We start from the raw sequence: 17,666 nt of genomic DNA on the forward strand, positions 1-17,666 counted from the left end.
CATCGCAGTGACGGCACCCAGCCTCATACTCGTCGACCGTGTGCTGCTCGATCATTGAGTTATGTGGTCTGAGCTGGGGTCATGCGAGGAAATCTCATGGGAGACGTCCAGCAGCCGGGTTGCGGCGTGGGCGAGGGGAATGACCTCCTGTTCGATCCGGCGGAACGGGGTGGGGCCGGCGGTTGCGATGGTGTCGTAGGCGGTCGCCTCAGCTTCGGTGAGGTGCGACAGGGGCACCGAGGAGGACTTGATGGGGCGACCCGCCTTGTCATGGTTCACCCCGTGCTGGGCGTAGCGGTGCAGGTCGCCGGCGTCCATCAGGATCGAGGCGACCGGTTTCGGTGGCGCCTCGTCCGGTGCGGGCTCGGCCAGCGCGGCGCGGAACCGGTCGAGGATCGCGTATCCGTCCGCGTCGATGTCTCCCCAGTAGACGACGTGGTCCGCAGCGTGGATCCAGGGCACGTTCGCGAGCAGGGCCGCGGCCGCATGGCCTCCGCCCTCGACCACGATCGTGTCCCGCACCGGTGGGAACCAGAGCCGGGAGTCGCGGTTCTCGACGACGAGAACGATCCGCGGCTGGTAGGCGATGTCGTGCGTGTCGCCGGTGGTCCAGGCGTCATGCCTGCGGCGGCCCGACGCGGCGTGGTCGGGGTCGACGTAGGTCAGGTGCAGCACGGCCGGCCGGGACCGGACCTCGTCCCGGACATCGCGTCCGGCGACGTCGCGCAGCAACGCGCCATGGGTGTCGAGCCACTTGGTGTGCATGCCGGGGACCGGGAGTTGACGCGCGGTCCATGCGCCCGCGTCCGGGTGCCGACGCAGCCAGGTCACCGCGCTGAGCAGTACCTCGGTGTCGTCGGCTCCGAGCCGGTAGGCGGCCCGGACGGTGGCCGGGGTGAGGACCGCGCCGGTGGACCGCAGCGACGACGCGAGCGCGCGGGCGCGGGCGACGTCCACGGTTGGCGGTTCGGTTCCGGAGACCAGGGCGACGGCGGCGTCCAGGTCCACGACGAGCGTGGTGGGGTAGTCGTTCGTCACGCCCTGGACGGACATCGGCTTGCGGACGATCACCACGCCCGCGGGGTGCCGGTCGGCGAACTCACGCCAGCGCATGTACCACTCATGCCAGGGGGCGGGCCCGATCCGCGCCACCGCGCTACCGGTCGACACGCCGGGGCGGAGCGGGACGGAGAACGTGACCGGGTCGCCGACGCCGAGGTCGGCGCACACGGCTGCCGCCCACTTCCGGTGGACCATGCGGCGGAGCGACTCGACCGCGTCGGCCGGGCTGATCAGTCGGGGGGTCATGCGTCGGGAACCGCGACGATGGCTTTCGCCCATGACCGTCCCTCGGTGTTCTTGAGGATCAGGTATTCCGCGTCCACGTGGGGTTCGATCGCGCTGTGCTTGTCGTTGGGGGCGCCGATGACGAGTTGGAAGCCCAGCCCGCGCCATGCCCCGATGGCCCGGCCGGTGAAGTGCGCGTCCGCCTTGATCAGCGCCTCGTCGAGGAAGACGGGGGCGTAGCGGGGGCGTTCGGCGCCCGCGTCGCCCAGCTGGTAGCGCAGCGCGGCGCCGACGATGAACGCGACCAGTTCCTGGGACTCACCGCCGGACTTCTCCCCGATGTGGTCGTAGACCGCGACATGCTCGCCGGCGAGGTCGCGCTTCTCCGCGCTGATCCGGACATGGTTGCGCACGTCGATCAGGTCGGCGAAATCAGGCGCGGTGCGGCGGATTCGGTCAATCACCTTGACCATCCGGAGGTAGGCGCGTTCCCGGTCGGCGTCCGAGGCCGCCTTGTCGATGACGGCACGGACGTCGCGCAGCTCCTTTCGGAACCTGCCGCGCACCGCGGAGTGGCTCTCCTGCGGGTCGATGCGCAGCCGGTGGCCGTCGTCGGCGAACGGCAGTTCGGCGAGGATGCGGTTGACCGGGTCGATCCGGTCGCGAATCTCCCGGACGGCGGCGGCGAGCTCGCTGTCCAGACTGGTCAGGTCGTTGCCGGAGAGTTTGAGCAGGCTGTCGCGCCACTCGATCTCCAGCTCGTGCAGGCCGCTGGTCTCCAGGTCGGTGAGCAGGCGGTCGAAGTCGCGGTAGGAAGCGTCCGGTTCGGTGCCGAGGTTCGGGTTCGGCCAGCGCTCGACGAACGTCGAGAACGTCTCGTGCAGCGCCTTCCGCGACCGGCTGATCGACTCCTCCGCCGACTTTCGGTCGTCGTGCATCCGTTCGACGCCGCGCCGGTGCGCGGCGTCGAACTCCCCCAGCGCCGTCGCGGGGTCGGCGCCGTCCTGGGCATCGTCGAACAGCTCCGCGAGGTACTCCCGGTGTTCCCGGCTCACCTCGGTGCCGGTCGCCGCGGCGGTGTCGAGTGCCCGCTGAGCGCCGTCCACCCCGTCGACGATCGATTCCCATGAGCTGCCGAGCCGCTCAACCTCCTTCTTCTGTCCGCCGATGCGCTCGGTCAGCCCGGCGAACCGTTGCCGGAGCTCCTCCGACTCCCGCTGCAGCCGGTCGATCTCCGGGTTGCCCGCGCGGACCTCGGTGATGACTCGCTCCCAGCGGTCCCGTTCGGCGGCGACCGACTCGACGTCCACCTGGTCCCAGGACAGTTCGGTCACGGTCTGGTAGGCGGTGCGCCTCTCTTCGAACGAGTTGAGGGCCTGCTCCGCCTTCGTCGCCTCCTCGAGGGCGTCATCATGACGTTTCCGGGCGGCGTCGATCCGGGTGCCGAGGTCGGCGAGCAGCCTGGCATTGGTGAATCCCAGCAGGTTGGCCCGGCCGTGACCGCCGTGCGCGCCCCGGCCGCGCTGCGACGTCTGGCCGGTGATCGTGAGCGCCTTGGGGTACTGCACCAGCAGTCTGGGCGCCTCGACGCAGACGAAGTCGAACCCGCGGGCGAGTTCGCTCTTGAGCCAGGCGGTGAACGGCGACGGCCGGTAGTCGAGCCGGCCGGGGAGCGTCTTGTCGTTCAGCCCGACCTCGTCGCGCATACCGGTGCGGACGCCTTCGAACTGGATGCGCCGGGCGACGGGCACCGCGTTGATCGCCTCGCGGAACGCGTTCAGCCGGCCGATGTCGATCAGCATCCGGGTGGCGAACCCGCCGAGCGCCAGGTTGAACGCCTCCCGCCACGGCTCGAACTCCGTGCGCACCTCGATCAGTTCGCCGACGAACGGCAGGTCGTCCGGGGTGAGCCCGGCGGCGTCGGCCAGTCGGTCGCGGGCGGCGTGCAGGTCGGTGGGGATGTTGCCGCGGCGGGCCTTGACCGCGCTGTGCTCGGCGCGCAGCCCGGCCAGATCGCGTCCGGCGGCCTTGCTTTCCGTGGTCGCCTCGGCGAACTCGTTCTGGGCGGTCCTCCTGGCGTCGGAGTCGGCCAGCGCCCGGTGCGCCGTGTCGACCAACGCGGCGAAGTCCTGGCCGGTCGACACGGTGGCGCCGACGGTGCCCAGGACGCGGTCCAACCGCTTCCGTGCGCGTTCGACGTCGGCCAGCCGCTGTTCCACTCCACGGATCTCCCGGCGCGCGGTGTCCAGCCGGTCGCCGCCGGAGGCGCGCAAGGTGTCGAGCACCGCGTCCCGCTGGGACTCCGCCGCCTTGATCAGCGCGGCTGTCTCCTTCACCTCCTCCTCGGCCCGGCGGCGCCGTCCGGTCAGGTCCCGCTCGGCCGCGCGCAACAGGTCGAGCCGACGTTCATGCCGCCACAGCGCCGCGGGGGACATCGGGTCGGTGAACGATCCGACAGCGTCGATGACCCGCAACCGTGTCACCGCGCGGTCGATGGTGTCCCGGTGGCCGCGGATCGGAGCCAGGGCCCGCACCTGCCGGCGGGCGGTGATCATCCGGTCCCGGGTGCCGGACAGCTCGTCGAACTGCTGCACCACCTCGTCCGCCGTGACCAGGGTGGACGGCTCCTCCAGGACCATCGTCTTGTACAGCGCGTCGACGGTGGTGATCTGCTGACCGGCCTGGATCCTGCCGAGCAGCCCGACCGCCTTGTGCCCGTCCCCGGCGGCGCCGATGCCCAGTGTGGTGTGCAGCCGGGCGGTGAAGTCCCGGTCGGTGCCGAAGCAGGTCACGCCCGTCGCGGTGACCGCGGTGTGGGCGAACCTGGTGCCCGCGGGGTCGTCCAGCTCACGCAGATCGTAGGCGTCGTCCTTGGTGGCGCGGACCTGGACGACGTCGTCGAGGGCGCGCGCCGACGCCGGCACGTACCAGGCCCGGAGCGCGGTGAACACCGCACCGCTCCGGTCGGCCCACGTCATCGCGATCGCCGACCAGGTGTCGCGGCCGTCCCCGCGCAGCACCCGCGACCTCGTCTCACCGCCCGCCCGTGACTCGTCGAGCTTCCCGCGCGCGTAGGAGAGGATGTTGCGCTGGTCCTTGCCCCGGGGCCGACCGACCACCCCGCCGTTGGACGCCCCGTTGAACGGCGTGGTGTGCGGCATCAGCAACGCGATATAGGAGTCCATCAGCGTCGACTTGCCCGACCCGGAACCGCCACTGAACAGGGTCGCGCCGGGAGCGAACCGAACGCGGTGATACCCGTCGTAGCCGCCCCAGTTGACCAATTGCAGGTCCCGCGCCACCCACTGCTGACCCCGCGATGCCGCCGGGATCAACCCGAACAGCGTGTCGACCATGCTCATCGCGCGACCTCGTTCTGTCCCCGCAGCCACTGGTTCAGTTCGGTGAGCTTCTCGGTGCTCAGCACGACCTCGACCAGCGGCGTGATCCGGTACCGGCCTGCGGACTCCTCCGCGAGCAGGCCCTCGGTGACCAGCCGCTGCACCGCGTTGCGGATCTCGCGCTGGCCGCGGGCAAGGTTGTGATCGTCGGGATCGAAATAGGTCAGCACGGTCTGTTCCAGCTCTTCGATGTCGACCCGCGCGGACGTCTCGCCGGTGCCGCGCTCCCGCTGGAACACGGTCCGCAGGTGGACCAGCACCAGGGTCTCGGCCCGGTTGTAGGGGTCGTCCTTCAGCAGGATCGGGACGTCCAGTTCCGCCGAGCGCACCTGCTGCTTGTAGGCGATGCCCCGGTCGTGATCAACCACGAGCCGGACGAACAGGTCGTGCAATCGCGACTCGATGATCTGCTGGTTCTCCAGCAGCGTACGCCACTGCGCCGGGCTCTTCTCGGCCAGCAGGAACCTGCGTTGCAGCAGCCGTACCAGCACCCGCCGCACGTCCACGTCCAGCGTGCCCCTGTCACCGGCGAACAGTTCGGTCGGGTCGTCCTCCATCGGGACCGGCTCGATGAAGCCGGCCGCCGCGCCGGTCGACCAGCCGTCGTCCGCGCCGTCCGGTTCACTCATCGTCGTCTCCCTGGCGCTCGTCTGCGGCACGCGTCGACGCCGGGTTCGCCGCCAGCACGCCGCCGAACGCCAGCCGTCGCCGCGTCTGGTCGGGCCGAACCACGTCGACCACCGCGACCTCAGCCGTGTCGGTCATTCCGAAGTCATGCGCGATCTCCAGCAGGCCGAGCAGATCCACCGGCCGCCGTAGCCGCTCGGCCGCCGCGCGGAACGCCGCCGCGACGTCGACGCCGTCCGCGTCGCCCGTGAACGCCGCCAGATGCGCGCGCAGTTCGGCGTACTGCGGACCTCCCCATGCCCGGGTGTCCGCGGCCGACATGTCCTCCGCCTCGTCCCATTCCCGCAGCGGCGTGGGCGGCTGGGGCGGCCGAAGGTCGCTCATCGTCTGCCGCAGCTGGCCGACGTCGGCCATCGGCAGGCGGCGCAGCGGGGCGACGACCGTGTTGCGGCGCGAGCCGGGCACCCATGTGTGAAACCCGGACATCACGTCCCGCAGCAGCTCGTCCACCTGGCGGTCCCGCATCGGGTCATGGTTGCGCACCTGGGTGGTGATGACGTGTGACGCCTGCCGTTGCGCGGCCAGCACCTCCTTGACGCCCTGCTCGATCCGGCGCGCGATCTCGGCGAGCTCCCGCCGCTGTGGTTCCGGCATCAGGTCGGTGAACCCGTGCCGCAGCACGGTGCGCAGCAGATTCCACAGATCGTCGATCTGTGCCGGGTCACCGACCAGGCGCAGCGCCCCGGCGAACGCGCGGCCCTCCGGCGTCGCGTCCATGATCTGCCGACCGCGCTCCAGGTACTCGCGCAGCACCTCCCCGGTCGGCCGCACGTCCTGCCGCAGGTCGGCGACGACGTCCCGCTGCATGGCTTTGATCGACTCGGCGACGCGGGCGAAGTCGGCGGGCAGCTCCCGTGCCAGATGCAGCACGTTCTCCGCCGCCTCGAGCAACTGGTCGTCGTCGACGGCGTCAACGACGCCGCCCCGTTCGAGCCGGTCGAGTTCTCGCCGACGCTGATCGATCTCCGTCTGGAGGCGCGCCATCCGGGCCATCACGTCCGGATCCGCGTCCTGCGCGAGCCGCTCGACCGCCTCCAACAGCGTCCGGACCCGGGACTCCGACACCCTGGTCCGCGCCCCGCCGACCCGACCGGCCACCTCGAGCGCACCGACGCCATGTGCGGACAGCCGGTACACCTCGACGTCGTCGGAGACCTGCCGCACCAACCAGCCCGCGTGCACCCACTGCCTGCACAGGTCACGGGCGTTCCCCGAAGGCAGCGGCTGGTCGCCCTCGTAGCCGTGGCCCGCGGCCCGCAACTGGTCGAGGGCGTCGGCGATCTCCGCATGGGCGTCCGCCACCGCCACCGTCGGCCGCTCCGGGGTGAACATCATCGCCAGCACGGTCACCACGAACGGCGCATAGGTCCGGTGGAGCAGATCGAGCATCGGGTTCTGGAACGCCCGGAGCGCACCCTGATACGCGCCCCCCACACCTCGTGTACCCATCGCCGACCAGGGTACGACCTGGGCTCGACGCCACGCACCCGAGCGCCGACACCATCGTCCTCATCTCTACCCGTCGCGCACCCCATGGGACGGTTCGCCGCGTTTACGACTTCATCCGCATCGAGGCGACGGGCAAAGCGTTCGCAGTTCAGACCCGCGGCCCGTGGCGGACGGCGATCCGGGCAGCCTGTCGCGACCGCCGTTGGAGCGCTCCTTTCACCTTCCCTTCTCCGTCAATCGGGGGCGGCGATGTTCGCGCGAAGGAGCGCGAGGAAAGCGCGGAAGAGGCCCGGCATGTCGATGTCGTCGGGAGACAGCAGCCACTGTTGCTGGAGGCCGTCCATGACGGCCAGGAGCAGGGGCGCGGCCTGCTCGGGCGTAACACCGCCGGGCAGCTCGGGACCGCACTCGGCGCGGATCAGTTCGGCCATCCACGCCCGGGACGCGCCGTAGCGGTCCCGGAAGAAGTCCGCCGCCGGATGGTCGTCCAGAACGCTCTCCGCGGACAGGACGGTGAACGACTGCACGATCCCGCGCCGCTCTTGGTTGTAGTCGATGAGCGCCGACAACGTGTCCAGAGTGATCTTCCCGCCCGCACCGCCGAGCGCGATCACGTCCAGGCTGCGCTCGTCCCGCATTCGCAGGACCTCGGCCAGCAACCGGCTCTTGCTGGGGAAGTAGTGCAGGACGCCCTGCTGGGACAGGCCGACGCGCTCGGCGACGGCGGCGATCGAGGCACCCGCGTAGCCGCGTTCACCGAAGACCTCCAGGGCGGCGACCAGGATCTCCTCACGGCGGTTGCGGCGCATGACGCTCAGGATAGGCCCGAATGTTTATAACAAGGAAATCACATACCCTACCGATCACTCGGTAGGTATCGTACCGTGTCGGCATTCGCGACGTGCCGCCGACAAGGGACACGAGGATGGATCTGGACCTCGATGCCAAGGCCCACCTTCTGGCGAGGCAGGACATGTCGATGCTCCCGGCGGAGCCGGCACCCGGACTGCACTCCATCGTGATGTCGGACGGTCCGATCGGCGTCCGCGAGACCGAGTGGTCGCCCGCCGCCCCTTCCTTCGAGACCGAGCGGATGACGGTGATTCGCCTACGGAGGCCCGCCCGCATGAAGTTGAATGTTCACCAACTCGGGAACGGTGACCGCACCGCGATCCTCGTGCACGGCGTCATGTCGTCCGCGCGCACATGGGTACGGGTGGCGCCGCTCCTCGCCGCCCGCGGCTACCGGGTGCTCATGCCCGACCTGCGCGGCCACGGCGCGAGCCCGCATGCCGCCTCCTACACCGCCGAGGACTTCGCCGGCGACCTCGTGGAGTCGCTGCCCGCCGGAGCGGACGTGGCGATCGGCCACTCCCTCGGCGCGCTGTCGCTCTCGCTCACCGTCGCCGAGCTGCGCCCCGCCAAGGCCGTCTACAGCGACCCGGCCTGGACGATCGGCGACACGGCTCCCCTGTGCGACTTCGGCCGCCGGACCAAGACGATGACGCGGGAGGACATCGCCGCCATGAACCCCCGCTGGGCCCTTGAGGACATCGGCGCGGAGAAGGCCGACTTCTCGGACTGGGACGTGAGAGTCATCGATGCGCTCCCCGAGCTCGGCCCCCGCGCTCCCGAACACCCGATCGTCCCCTCCCTCGTCCAGGCCGCCGACCCTAGCTTCGTGGTCTCTCCCGGCCTCGCCGCCACCCTGCGCCATCGTGGCTTCGAGGTACGCGTCGTCCCCCGCACCGGCCACTGCATTCACCGCGACGATCTGGACGCCTTCATGGCGTCCCTCCATGGATGGATCTGAGCCCCCCCGGGGCGAGCCGGACGCCGCACCATCCCTCACAGAACCGGGCTTTCCCGAGTTCGGCACAGCCCCTGACACTCCCATCAGACGATCGGAGCCAACGATGAAGAAGACGCTGACCGCACTCGGCCTGGCGAGCCTGGTGCTCGTGGGCACGCCGCCCGCCACCGCCACCGCCACCGCTCCCGCCAAGTCGGAACCCCTGCGCATCCTGCTCACCAACGACGACGGCTACACCGCCCCAGGAATCAAGGCCGTCTACGACAAGCTCACAGCCGCCGGTAACGACGTCACCATCGTCGCGCCCACCGAGAACCAGAGCGGAACCGGTACGGGACAAGCCTTCGGCGGGACCGTCAAGGCGTCGCACGTCTCCGAGGACGTGTGGGCGGTGACGGGCACGCCCGGCGACTCGGTCATGTTCGGGCTGTTCCACGTCTTCAAGGACAAGAAGCCCGACCTCGTCGTTTCCGGAACGAACTTCGGCCAGAACATCGCCGCCCTCGCCAACCATTCCGGCACCCTCGGCGGTGCCGTCTCGGCTCTCGACCACGACATTCCAGCCATCGCGGTCAGTACCGAGTTCTCGCCCGATGGCTCCCCGGAGGCGACGCTCAACGCGCAGCGCCACACCGCCGCATTCCTCGCGGAACTCATCGCCAGCCTGCGCGCGAAGGCCGGCAGGGGCGCCCTGCTGCCCGAAGACGTCGGCCTTAACGTCAACTACCCGATCGTCGGCCCGGACGGCGACCGCCCCGCCACCGACTGGGCGCTGACGAACCAGGACCGGCAGCCGATCCTCGTGCCGTCCTACACCGACAAGGGGGACGGCACCTACGCGATCGGAATCTCCTACGCCCCACGCGAACCGGGCCCCAGGGCCGACCTCGTCGCCCTCGCCGCCGACAAGATCAGCATCACGCCGATCGACGCGAACTGGACCGCCGGCGCCATCGCCTACGGCAGGGCCGGCAGCCTACTCCGGGGCCTCAAGCCCTGACCGAACGCCGCGACAGGGTGCCGGTTGAGCACCACGAAGAAGTTGGACCGAGCATGGCATGGGCCCGCTCAGAGACGCGGGGCAGCGCTCGTCGAATTCCGCCCGGTGCACCTCCGGGACACGACGACCCGTACTTCCCCAAGCCGTGGCTGCCTGGGCGATCCCCGCCCTGGGGATCGCCCAGTGCCGTCTCGTGCTCGGCGAGGGCCGGTAGACGCTGGTGACGCTGTGGCTCTGTCCTTGATCACTGGGTGGTGCCGTCGTGGATCGCCGTCCCGGCGTACTCGTCCAGTCGCCCGGACGCGTCGGCGAGGTCGGCGGAGGCCACCACGCAGGCGGTGACGTGGTCGTTCAGCGTGCGGTACAGCCAGGGTGGCGCGGCGTCGTGTGCTCGGAGCCGGACCGCGAGCCGGCGCAGCCGTGCGGCGCACTCGGCGAGCACTTCGGCGTCGGCGCCGAGGACTCGGGCGTGGGCGGTGATGGCGTCGGTGCGTCCGGGCATGGGCTGGCTCCGTGGGTCAGTGTGCGGGCAGGGGGACGGCCGGCGAACGCAGGCTGCTGCGGGCGGGTGCGACCAGGCACAGCACCGGGCGGGCGCCGTCGAGGCCGAGCGCGTCGAGCCGCCGGGCCAGGGGGTGGCCGGAGGAGCCGGTGGTGAGCCGCATGCCGGGAGACGGGTGGACCCACCGACGCCCGCGTTCTCGGATGTGCGAACGCTGCGGGATTCCGTCGCTCCAGGAGTAGACGACGAGGTCACGGTGCACGAACGGCAGCCTGCGGCCGAGCGGGCCGGCCAGCGTCAGTACCGTGCCGTCGGTGTCGGCGACCGTCACGGACACGGGACGGTCGCCGCCCGCCACGCGCACCCTGCCCACCGAGGCCGAATGCCCCCAGACCTCGGCCGCCACCGCGTGGGCCCGGTCGGTGGTGAGCACCGAGTGCAGGAAGCAGGTGCCCAGGCCGCGGTGCTCGCCGGACGGCAGCAGTTCCCGCCACAACCGGGACGGACGCGACCCGTTCGGATCGGCGACGACGACCCCGAGGTGCGCCTCACCGTAGTCGCCGAGAGGGGTCCCCCGGTTCTCGAACGCGTGGAGTGCGACGAGCGCGCGGCCCCCCACCCGCACCGCGCGTCCATGCTCGCCGGGCAGCCTCGCGACGGCGGCCGGATCGGCCGTGAAGTAGGCGGTGAGCGCGTTGCCCTCCAGGCACCGGAGCGGCAGCCGGACGGTGCCGCCGGTGGTGGTGACCACGCTGGTCGTCGTGGCCCCGGGCTCGCGGTCGTACAGCCGGTAGAGCTGCGACCGGACGACCGGGCCCTGGAAGGGCCTCAGTTGCTCCTCCAGGCGGGCGCGGACCTCTGGGAGGTCTTCGACGATGTTGGCCGTGTAGTGGTCGATGCCGTGGCAGGCGGGGAAGACGTGGGCGGGGTCGGTGTAGTCGACCACGTACCAGTCCGGGTGCAGGTCGAAGCAGGAGCCGGCGCCCTGGCCGTCAAGGCTGGGGATGAGATCGTGCTGGTTGGTGATGCTGGCGACCCACGTGTGCGGGGAGGCGGGCCGCTTGAAATCGATCGGCGACCCGATGGCCACCACGTGGGTGACGGGGTGGCGGGCGCAGAACCGCGGGTCCTGCGCCAGGTTCATGACCGCGCCGCCGCCGGCGCTGTGGCCGATCAGGGCGACGTCCTCGCCGGGCGGGACTCCGTAGTCCTCGATGGCCTTGGCCAGGGCGCGGCTGAAGGGGGCGCTGTCCATCAGGGTGCTGCTGAACGCGCCGAGCAGGTCGGCGGGCGATTCCAGGTCGGGGTGGCCGATCCGCATGCCCGGCACCTGCACGACGTGCCGCCGGGTGCCGTCCGGGCCGGTCACGGTCTGCACCAGGGCCCGGCCGGTGGGACCGACGACGCGGATGTTGGTGAGGAAGTCGAGCAGCGATCCGTGTGCCCCGAGCCGTGCGGCCTCACCGGGATCGGAGGCGGTGCGGCGGGCGGCGCCCTCGCCCACGTCCAGGGCGGCGATCGCCCGGTTGCTCAGCCCGGTGATGGGGTCGGCGCTGGCGGCTGCCTCGCCGCTGGCGATGAGCCAGGCGGTGCGATCGTTGAGCGGATTGCGGTCCAGCAGGGCGCGCAGCGCCAGGAACTCGCCGAAGATGGGGGCGATCGCGCTGAGCGTGCGGGCCGTGCCGCGGTTTCTGATCAGGGTGCACAGGGCCCGCACCGCGTCCATCTCACGCTCGGCCGCCACCGCTTCGTGCAACCGCGCCAGCAGCGGATCGGTGACCAGTTCGGGGTTGTCCAGGCAGACGGCGGCGATGCGCAGCCGCAGCGAAGTCGTCATCATCCGGACGGCCAGGCTCCGCGTCCGGGCCATGCCCCCGAGCTTGGAGCCGAGGGCGCCGACCGGCCCGCCCGCCATGGAATAGCCCAGCCCGCGGCGGTCGGTGACCGCGCGCAGCACCGCCCGCTGCGCCCGCGCCCCGGCGGCCGGCGCCCGGCGCAACGAGCCGTGGACGGCTCCGTCCGTGGCGGCGGCGGTGGCATGCCGGGAGACCTCGCGCAGCGTGGTGGCGACCTCGGCCAGTTCCCGTGCGGCCTCGCGCAGCACCCGGGCGGCCGGCTCGGGGTCCTGATCGGCGGTCATCGGGCACCCCGCCAGGTCATGCTGACGAATCGAGGCTGCGGGTCCTCCGGGACGTTGCGGTGCAGCACATCCGAGATCGTGCGGGTCGTCCCGATGATCCGCATCCCGGCCGGAGAGAACGTCTCGGCGTTGCACAGCCGTGGCGCCAGCAGCGGATTGGTCAGCGCCTGCGAGAACGCGTCGATCGCGATGATCTTGGTGAGCAGTGGCGGGAGGATGGCATCGGCCGACCCCGGCTCCTCGGCGAACAGGCCCACGTACAGGTCGACGTCGTCCACGCCGCGGTACAGCCCGCGCAGGGCCTCGTGGACGCGCGGATCGCCGGAGATCTGCTCGAAGCGGCGGACGCGCGGGAAGCGGCAGTGCGCGCGGTAGTCGTTGTAGGGGGCCAGGTCCACCGCGCGCGAACCGGCGATGGACGCCACGTCCACCTCCCGCAGGCCCGGGTCGGTGTTGAACAGCCCGATGCGCCCGGCCCGCTGTTCTGAGGCGTCCTCGAACAGCCGTCCGAGCCCCGCCTCGGGCAGCAGCGCACTGCCGAACAGTGTGGCCGCCAGCGGCAGCTCCCTGCCGCCGACGACCAGTTCGGACGGGACCAGGCTGTGCCAGCGGTAGACCAGGTTGAACTCGATGGACGCCCAGTTCTGCCGGTGCCAGGGCGCGCCGGCCAGCCGGGTGCTCAGCGCCGGATCGAGCAGGAAGCGGAAATGGTACGGGGTGATGTGGTTGATGTACTCCTCGACCACCAGCTTGATGACGATGGCGAGCACGATGTTGCGGGCCGTCTGGAACAGCCGCTCGTCGTCCCATTTCGGGTACGCGTCCGCCAGCACCCGCGCCACGCGGTTGTGCTCGCGCAGGAAGAGCACGGTGAACATGGTGAAGCCGACCTGCGCGTTGCCCCGGTCGCCTCCGGTGGCGAACAGGGTGTCCCGCGCCGGCCCGTCGAGCCGGTCGAACAGGGCGACGCTCAGCGCCGCGAACTCCGGTTTGATCTCCCCGTTCTCGCACAGGTGGGGCGGGAACTCCCCGCCGTTGACGAGCCGGCTCTTGAGCAGGCCGCCGTCGAAGGCCCGGATGGCGTCGGTCTGCTCCTCGGTGAGCCCGTAGACGGGGTTGACGTCGATCTCGTGATTGGAACTGGTTCGGCGCGGGTCTCGGGGAACATGGGTGTCGCCGCGCAGGAATCCGTCGGTGAACCACTGGGCGAAGTAGGCGAAGAGCACCGTCGATCGAGGACAAGGGATCATCTCCTCGCCCCGGGCGAACAGGTCGGCGGCCCGCTCCACCGGCGGCCGTCCCTCGTCGCGGCCGGGCACCGGCGGAAGGTGCCGGGCCATGTAGGTGCGGTCGGTCAGGGACGCCCACGAGGTGTAACCGGACCTGGTGCTCAGCGGCTCCGGCCGTCCGGGCATCTCGCGGACCGCGCTGTCGACCAGCGCGGCGTTGAGGCGCAGCCGCAGCCCCGGGTTGGCCTCCGCCAGCCGCCACAGCGGGCGGCCGTGGGTGAGGGCGAGGTAGCGCAGCCTGTTGGCCGCCCCGTCGGTGCCGATGCCGCGTGCCTTGATCCGCTCGTTGCGCATGCTCATCCCTCGCCGTCGCCGAGCCCCAGCCAGAACCGGTCGGGGAAGACGTCCCGGTCCCGCACCACCGCCCCTTCCGGCGGGTCGAGCAGCCGCAGGCCGGGCCGCAGGACCAGCCGACGCACCGCCTCGGAGATCACCGCCGCGCCGGGATGCACGCCCACGCACGCGTGCGGGCCGTGGCCGAAATGCCATCCCGGGTGAGGCGGCCGGTCGGTGCGGAACCGATCGGGCTCGGGCACGGCGGTCTCGTCGAACATGGCCGAGGCCACGGCGGCCAGGACGGGGGTCCCGGCGGGCACGAGGGTCTCGCGCGGGGTGCCGGCCGCCAGGACGTACTCGCGCGCGCAGACCCGGATGATCACCTTCAGGAAGGGGTCGAACCGCAGCGCCTCCCAGACATGGCGGTCGAACTCCGCCGTGTCCCGATCGCTCGCGGCCAGGACGGCGGTCCTGAGGACCTCCGGGCGCAGCAGCAACTGCCGCACAAGGTGGGTCATCGAGCCGACGCCGTTCTCCAGGAAGCCCAGCAGCAGCCCCGCCACGTTGATCGTGATGCGGTCGTCGTCCCAGGCCAGTTCGTCGGGCAGGACGGTGCGCAGCAGCCGGGCGAAGACGTCCCCGCCCGGCGCCGCGGTGCCCTCGGCGCGGCGTCCGTCCAGCTCGCCGCGCAGGTGATCCATCATCTGCCGGCCGGCCGCCAGCGACGCGGCGTGGATCGCCGGGTCGTCGACGAGGTTGGCGGTGGCATCGGTCATGATCGCCCTGGACCAGCGCGCCAGCGTCCCGGGGTCCGGACCGGAGAGCCCGAAGTACTCCGCGCACACCGTCGTGCAGACGGGCCGGAACAGCTCACCGACCGCGTCGATCCGTCCTCTCGGCACCGCCGCGTCCAGCGCCCGGTCGGCGGTGCGGGCGACCAGCGCGCGGACCCGGGGCACGTCCTCGGGGGGCAGCATGACCTGCATGAGCCCCTTCTCGCGCCAGTTCAGCGAGGTGCCGTCACGGGTGAGCATGACCGGTCCGCCGACGGCCGGCTCGAGCCGCGAGGCGTATCCGCTCACCGTGAAGACGTCGCCGTTCTGAAGCACTTCGGCGACGTCCGGAAATCGGGTCACCAGGGTGAAGGCGGGGGTGCGGAGAATCGGTCGGCGGGCCCGCAGTTCGGCGAAGAGGGAACGCCATTCGGCACGCAGCCATCCGGCCAGCAGCCCCAGACCTTGCAGGGGGTCGCGTTCGGCGGCCGTCTCGTACCGATCCAGATAACCGCCCGCTGTGAGGTGCTGCGGCGCATCGCCCAACGCGGTATCTCCATTTCACTCGGAGAAGGGCATGCGTCATCGCCGGAGAAACCGGTTCGTGACGCGAGGTATCTGGAAGCTAACCGTCCATAGCCGGGTCCACAAGCGCCTGACCGCAGAGAGTATTGAGATAGCTACACCGGGGGACACTTCACTGGCCGCCGGGTGACTAGCGAGGCGCGCGGCGCATGTCCTTCAATCAGGCAGCGTCCGTCGTCCGGACCTGAAGGAGACGGCTTGTCCACGCCCACGGGTCGACCCGAACCACCGGTGGCCGGCACCGTCGCCGTGCCGACCGGCCGCCGCACCGCCTACCTGATCGTGCTGGTCGTGATTCCCCTGGTCGCGCTTGCCGCGGCGGTGGTCGCGCTGTGGGGCTGGGGCATCGGTCCGCGCGACCTGGTGATCGCGGCTGCCATGTACGTGGTCAGCATCTTCGGCATCAGCGTCGGCTACCACCGGCTGCTGACCCACCGCTCGTTCAGGTGCCGCCGCCCGTTGCGGATCGCGCTCGCCGTCGCCGGTGGCCTGGCGTTGCAGGGTCCCGTCACCTTGTGGGTGGCCGAGCATCGCAGGCATCACAAGTACGCCGACCGGCCCGGTGACCCGCACTCCCCCTGGGCGTACGGCGAGGGCGGACGGGCGCTGCTGCGCGGGCTTCTGCACGCCCACGTGGTCTGGTTCTACACGGCCCGCCGCCGCTCCGATCGCCGGCACTGGGTCCCCGACCTGCTGGCGGACCCCGACACCCGGCGGCTGGACGCGCTGTACCCGGTCACCATGGCCGCCTCGTTCCTGCTGCCCGCCGCCGCCGGCGGGCTGTGGTCGGGGTCCTGGGCGGGCGCGTGGTCGGCGCTGTTCTGGGGCGGGCTGGTCCGCTACGCGGTCGTCCATCATGTGACCTGGTCGGTCAACTCCGTGGCGCACCGGTTCGGTGACCGGGCGTTCGACACCCGGGACCATTCCTCCGACGTGTGGTGGGTGGCCTTGCTGACGTTCGGGGAGGGCTGGCACAACTGGCACCACGCCGACCCCACCTGCGCCCGCCACGGGGTCCGCAAGGGGCAACTCGACGCGAGCGCACGGCTGATCCGGATGTTCGAACGCGTGGGCTGGGCACACGACGTGCGCTGGCCCGACACCGGACGGATGGCCGCACGCCGCAGCCGGGCCGATGGCGGCGTGAAGCCGCGGGGAGCCGAACTCTAGGTGAAGGCGGGTCGAACGCCGGTGCGACGGTGGGCCGGCCGGGAGAACCCCGCACTTGCCGACGTCTGCGTCCGTGCAGGAGGCGGCCGGCCCCACGCCTGGGATCAAGTGTCGGCCGCACCTGGCATGCTCGCGCGGAACGCTCCCCAGAGAAAGCGGCGACATGACCGATCAACCCCTGCTCGACTCCGACGGAAGGTCCCTTCCGCTGCCCCCCGACCCCTTGAGCCCGGTGCCGGACGAGGTCGAGCACGGGCTGGCGGCGTACCGGGCCGGTGATGCCGCGCAAGCACGGGAGTCGCTGACCGCGATCGCCGGAACGGGATGCACCAGCGTGTCCGGGCATGCGGCGATGGCGCTGGCGGGCATCGAGATCGGGGAGAACGGGCTCGGCGGTTCCTACCGGCGATGGCTGGAGCAGGTGGCCGCGGGAGAGGACGCCTGGCTGGGGCCCTTGGCCGCGGTGATGCTCACCCCGGACTTCCAGTCGGGCACGTCCTCGGACCCGGGCCGAGGGCTCCTCTCGAGCCTGGCGGCTCAGCTCACCGGCGACCTGGACACCGCCCGGGACGGGTTCGAGCATGCCTTCGAGGCCCACAAGGGCACGGAGCCCGGAGACGTCGCCGGCCTCCTGCTGGGCAACCTCCTCGCCCAGAGCGGCGATCAGGCCGCGGCCCTCACGCCGCTCAGCTACACGCGAGGAATGTGCGACGGCACATTCGCGGGCTATGCGGCTCATCTCGAAGGGCACGTCCTCATCGGGCAGGACGAGAAAGAACGAGCGAGCACGGTGCTCCAGTACGCGCACAGCGAGTCCCACCCGTCCAGAGGCGGTGACAAGCGGCTGCACCCTTGGGTCGCCGTCCGGTTCGGGGAACTGCTGGCGAGTGACCCCTGGGTGGACCTCGTCTACGACCAGGTGGAGGAGAGCGGTGTGAGCGAGGGCGAGGTGATCCGGGAGCCCTTCGAGTCCGCCCACAGCCAGAGAGAGGCCAGCGCTCCCGCGCTCACCGACATCGGCTTCTTCCTGTTCCCCGCGACGTTCGAACCCGTACACGCGGGTCTGGTGCGCCTGAAGGCCTGGAGCGACGAACGATACGAGCGCGGCCGCAGGCTGGTCCTCACGCTCCACACCCATGTCGAGGACGGGCGCGACGACGAGCGCACTCAGGGATTGGCGGACCTGCTGGCGAACCTCGACCTGCCCAAGCCCAAGTACTGATCCGGAACGGTGGCGGTCGGCCCTGATGTAGCGGCGGAATGACAGTCACGCCAAGGAGGCCAGGAGCACTGA

13 protein-coding genes are annotated in these 17,666 nt (G+C 71.1%); 4 read left to right on the plus strand and 9 right to left on the minus strand.

Going from position 1 to position 17,666, the window contains the following annotated elements:
* Nucleotides 1-51: 51 nt before the first annotated feature.
* The 5 genes from OHA34_RS14315 to OHA34_RS14335 all read right to left on the minus strand — a co-directional run bounded on the left by OHA34_RS14315 (nt 52) and on the right by OHA34_RS14335 (nt 7,633).
* The gene (locus tag OHA34_RS14315) at nt 52-1,308 is read right to left on the minus strand and encodes a Wadjet anti-phage system protein JetD domain-containing protein (RefSeq protein WP_329521887.1); all 1,257 of its coding nucleotides are present in this window, start codon (nt 1,306-1,308) and stop codon (nt 52-54) included.
* Entirely contained in the window at nt 1,305-4,649 is a 3,345-nt protein-coding gene (locus tag OHA34_RS14320) for an ATP-binding protein (protein WP_329521888.1), read from the minus strand. Before OHA34_RS14320 ends, OHA34_RS14315 begins: the two co-directional genes overlap by 4 nt.
* Nucleotides 4,646-5,317 carry a DUF4194 domain-containing protein gene (locus OHA34_RS14325; protein ID WP_329521889.1) on the minus strand — a complete coding sequence of 224 codons (672 nt, stop codon included), beginning with the start codon at nt 5,315-5,317 and terminating at the stop codon, nt 4,646-4,648. The genes OHA34_RS14320 and OHA34_RS14325 overlap by 4 nt, the downstream gene beginning before the upstream one ends.
* Nucleotides 5,310-6,824, minus strand: a complete 1,515-nt coding sequence (locus OHA34_RS14330) for a DUF3375 domain-containing protein (RefSeq protein ID WP_285941487.1) — start codon at nt 6,822-6,824, stop codon at nt 5,310-5,312. Before OHA34_RS14330 ends, OHA34_RS14325 begins: the two co-directional genes overlap by 8 nt.
* 233 nt (nt 6,825-7,057) lie before the next feature.
* Entirely contained in the window at nt 7,058-7,633 is a 576-nt protein-coding gene (locus OHA34_RS14335; RefSeq protein ID WP_285941488.1) for a TetR/AcrR family transcriptional regulator, read from the minus strand.
* Between the two features lie 116 nt (nt 7,634-7,749).
* On the opposite strand from OHA34_RS14335, the gene OHA34_RS14340 reads away from it, so the two are divergent.
* Both OHA34_RS14340 and surE read left to right on the plus strand, forming a co-directional pair.
* Nucleotides 7,750-8,637: an alpha/beta fold hydrolase gene (locus OHA34_RS14340; protein WP_329521890.1), complete on the plus strand. Its 888-nt coding sequence runs from the start codon at nt 7,750-7,752 to the stop codon at nt 8,635-8,637.
* A gap of 103 nt (nt 8,638-8,740) precedes the next feature.
* On the plus strand, nt 8,741-9,637 hold the full coding sequence (gene surE / locus OHA34_RS14345; RefSeq protein ID WP_285941492.1) for a 5'/3'-nucleotidase SurE: 897 nt from the start codon (nt 8,741-8,743) through the stop codon (nt 9,635-9,637).
* A 244-nt stretch (nt 9,638-9,881) separates the two neighbouring features.
* On the opposite strand, the gene OHA34_RS14350 is transcribed toward surE, so the two are convergent.
* From OHA34_RS14350 to OHA34_RS14365, 4 genes are read right to left on the minus strand one after another with little or no spacing between them, the layout of a single operon-like run.
* Nucleotides 9,882-10,139, minus strand: coding sequence for a hypothetical protein (locus OHA34_RS14350; protein ID WP_285941494.1), 258 nt, complete (start codon nt 10,137-10,139; stop codon nt 9,882-9,884).
* Nucleotides 10,140-10,155: 16 nt separating this feature from the next.
* On the minus strand, nt 10,156-12,279 hold the full coding sequence (locus OHA34_RS14355; RefSeq protein ID WP_329521891.1) for a hypothetical protein: 2,124 nt from the start codon (nt 12,277-12,279) through the stop codon (nt 10,156-10,158).
* Nucleotides 12,276-13,862, minus strand: coding sequence for a peroxidase family protein (locus OHA34_RS14360; RefSeq protein ID WP_329521892.1), 1,587 nt, complete (start codon nt 13,860-13,862; stop codon nt 12,276-12,278). The genes OHA34_RS14355 and OHA34_RS14360 overlap by 4 nt, the downstream gene beginning before the upstream one ends.
* A 2-nt stretch (nt 13,863-13,864) precedes the next feature.
* Nucleotides 13,865-15,163 carry a cytochrome P450 gene (locus OHA34_RS14365; protein ID WP_285941500.1) on the minus strand — a complete coding sequence of 433 codons (1,299 nt, stop codon included), beginning with the start codon at nt 15,161-15,163 and terminating at the stop codon, nt 13,865-13,867.
* Nucleotides 15,164-15,400: 237 nt separating this feature from the next.
* Here OHA34_RS14365 and OHA34_RS14370 point away from each other — a divergent pair, with 237 nt between their 5' ends.
* The gene (locus OHA34_RS14370) at nt 15,401-16,372 is read left to right on the plus strand and encodes an acyl-CoA desaturase (protein WP_285941502.1); all 972 of its coding nucleotides are present in this window, start codon (nt 15,401-15,403) and stop codon (nt 16,370-16,372) included.
* Between the two features lie 163 nt (nt 16,373-16,535).
* Nucleotides 16,536-17,594: a tetratricopeptide repeat protein gene (locus OHA34_RS14375; protein WP_329521893.1), complete on the plus strand. Its 1,059-nt coding sequence runs from the start codon at nt 16,536-16,538 to the stop codon at nt 17,592-17,594.
* The last annotated feature ends 72 nt before the right edge of the window (nt 17,595-17,666 follow it).

The organism is Spirillospora sp. NBC_01491 (assembly GCF_036227065.1).
Classification (GTDB): Bacteria; Actinomycetota; Actinomycetes; order Streptosporangiales; family Streptosporangiaceae; genus Spirillospora; species Spirillospora xylanilytica.

Excerpts from the sequence above, each read along its gene's own strand:
- OHA34_RS14315 (WP_329521887.1), bottom strand. The coding sequence starts at position 1,308 with ATGACCCCCCGACTGATCAGCCCGGCCGACGCGGTCGAGTCGCTCCGC.
- OHA34_RS14320 (WP_329521888.1), bottom strand. The coding sequence starts at position 4,649 with ATGAGCATGGTCGACACGCTGTTCGGGTTGATCCCGGCGGCATCGCGG.
- OHA34_RS14325 (WP_329521889.1), bottom strand. The coding sequence starts at position 5,317 with ATGAGTGAACCGGACGGCGCGGACGACGGCTGGTCGACCGGCGCGGCG.
- OHA34_RS14330 (WP_285941487.1), bottom strand. The coding sequence starts at position 6,824 with ATGGGTACACGAGGTGTGGGGGGCGCGTATCAGGGTGCGCTCCGGGCG.
- OHA34_RS14335 (WP_285941488.1), bottom strand. The coding sequence starts at position 7,633 with ATGCGCCGCAACCGCCGTGAGGAGATCCTGGTCGCCGCCCTGGAGGTC.
- OHA34_RS14340 (WP_329521890.1), top strand. The coding sequence starts at position 7,750 with ATGGATCTGGACCTCGATGCCAAGGCCCACCTTCTGGCGAGGCAGGAC.
- surE (WP_285941492.1), top strand. The coding sequence starts at position 8,741 with ATGAAGAAGACGCTGACCGCACTCGGCCTGGCGAGCCTGGTGCTCGTG.
- OHA34_RS14350 (WP_285941494.1), bottom strand. The coding sequence starts at position 10,139 with ATGCCCGGACGCACCGACGCCATCACCGCCCACGCCCGAGTCCTCGGC.
- OHA34_RS14355 (WP_329521891.1), bottom strand. The coding sequence starts at position 12,279 with ATGACCGCCGATCAGGACCCCGAGCCGGCCGCCCGGGTGCTGCGCGAG.
- OHA34_RS14360 (WP_329521892.1), bottom strand. The coding sequence starts at position 13,862 with ATGCGCAACGAGCGGATCAAGGCACGCGGCATCGGCACCGACGGGGCG.
- OHA34_RS14375 (WP_329521893.1), top strand. The coding sequence starts at position 16,536 with ATGACCGATCAACCCCTGCTCGACTCCGACGGAAGGTCCCTTCCGCTG.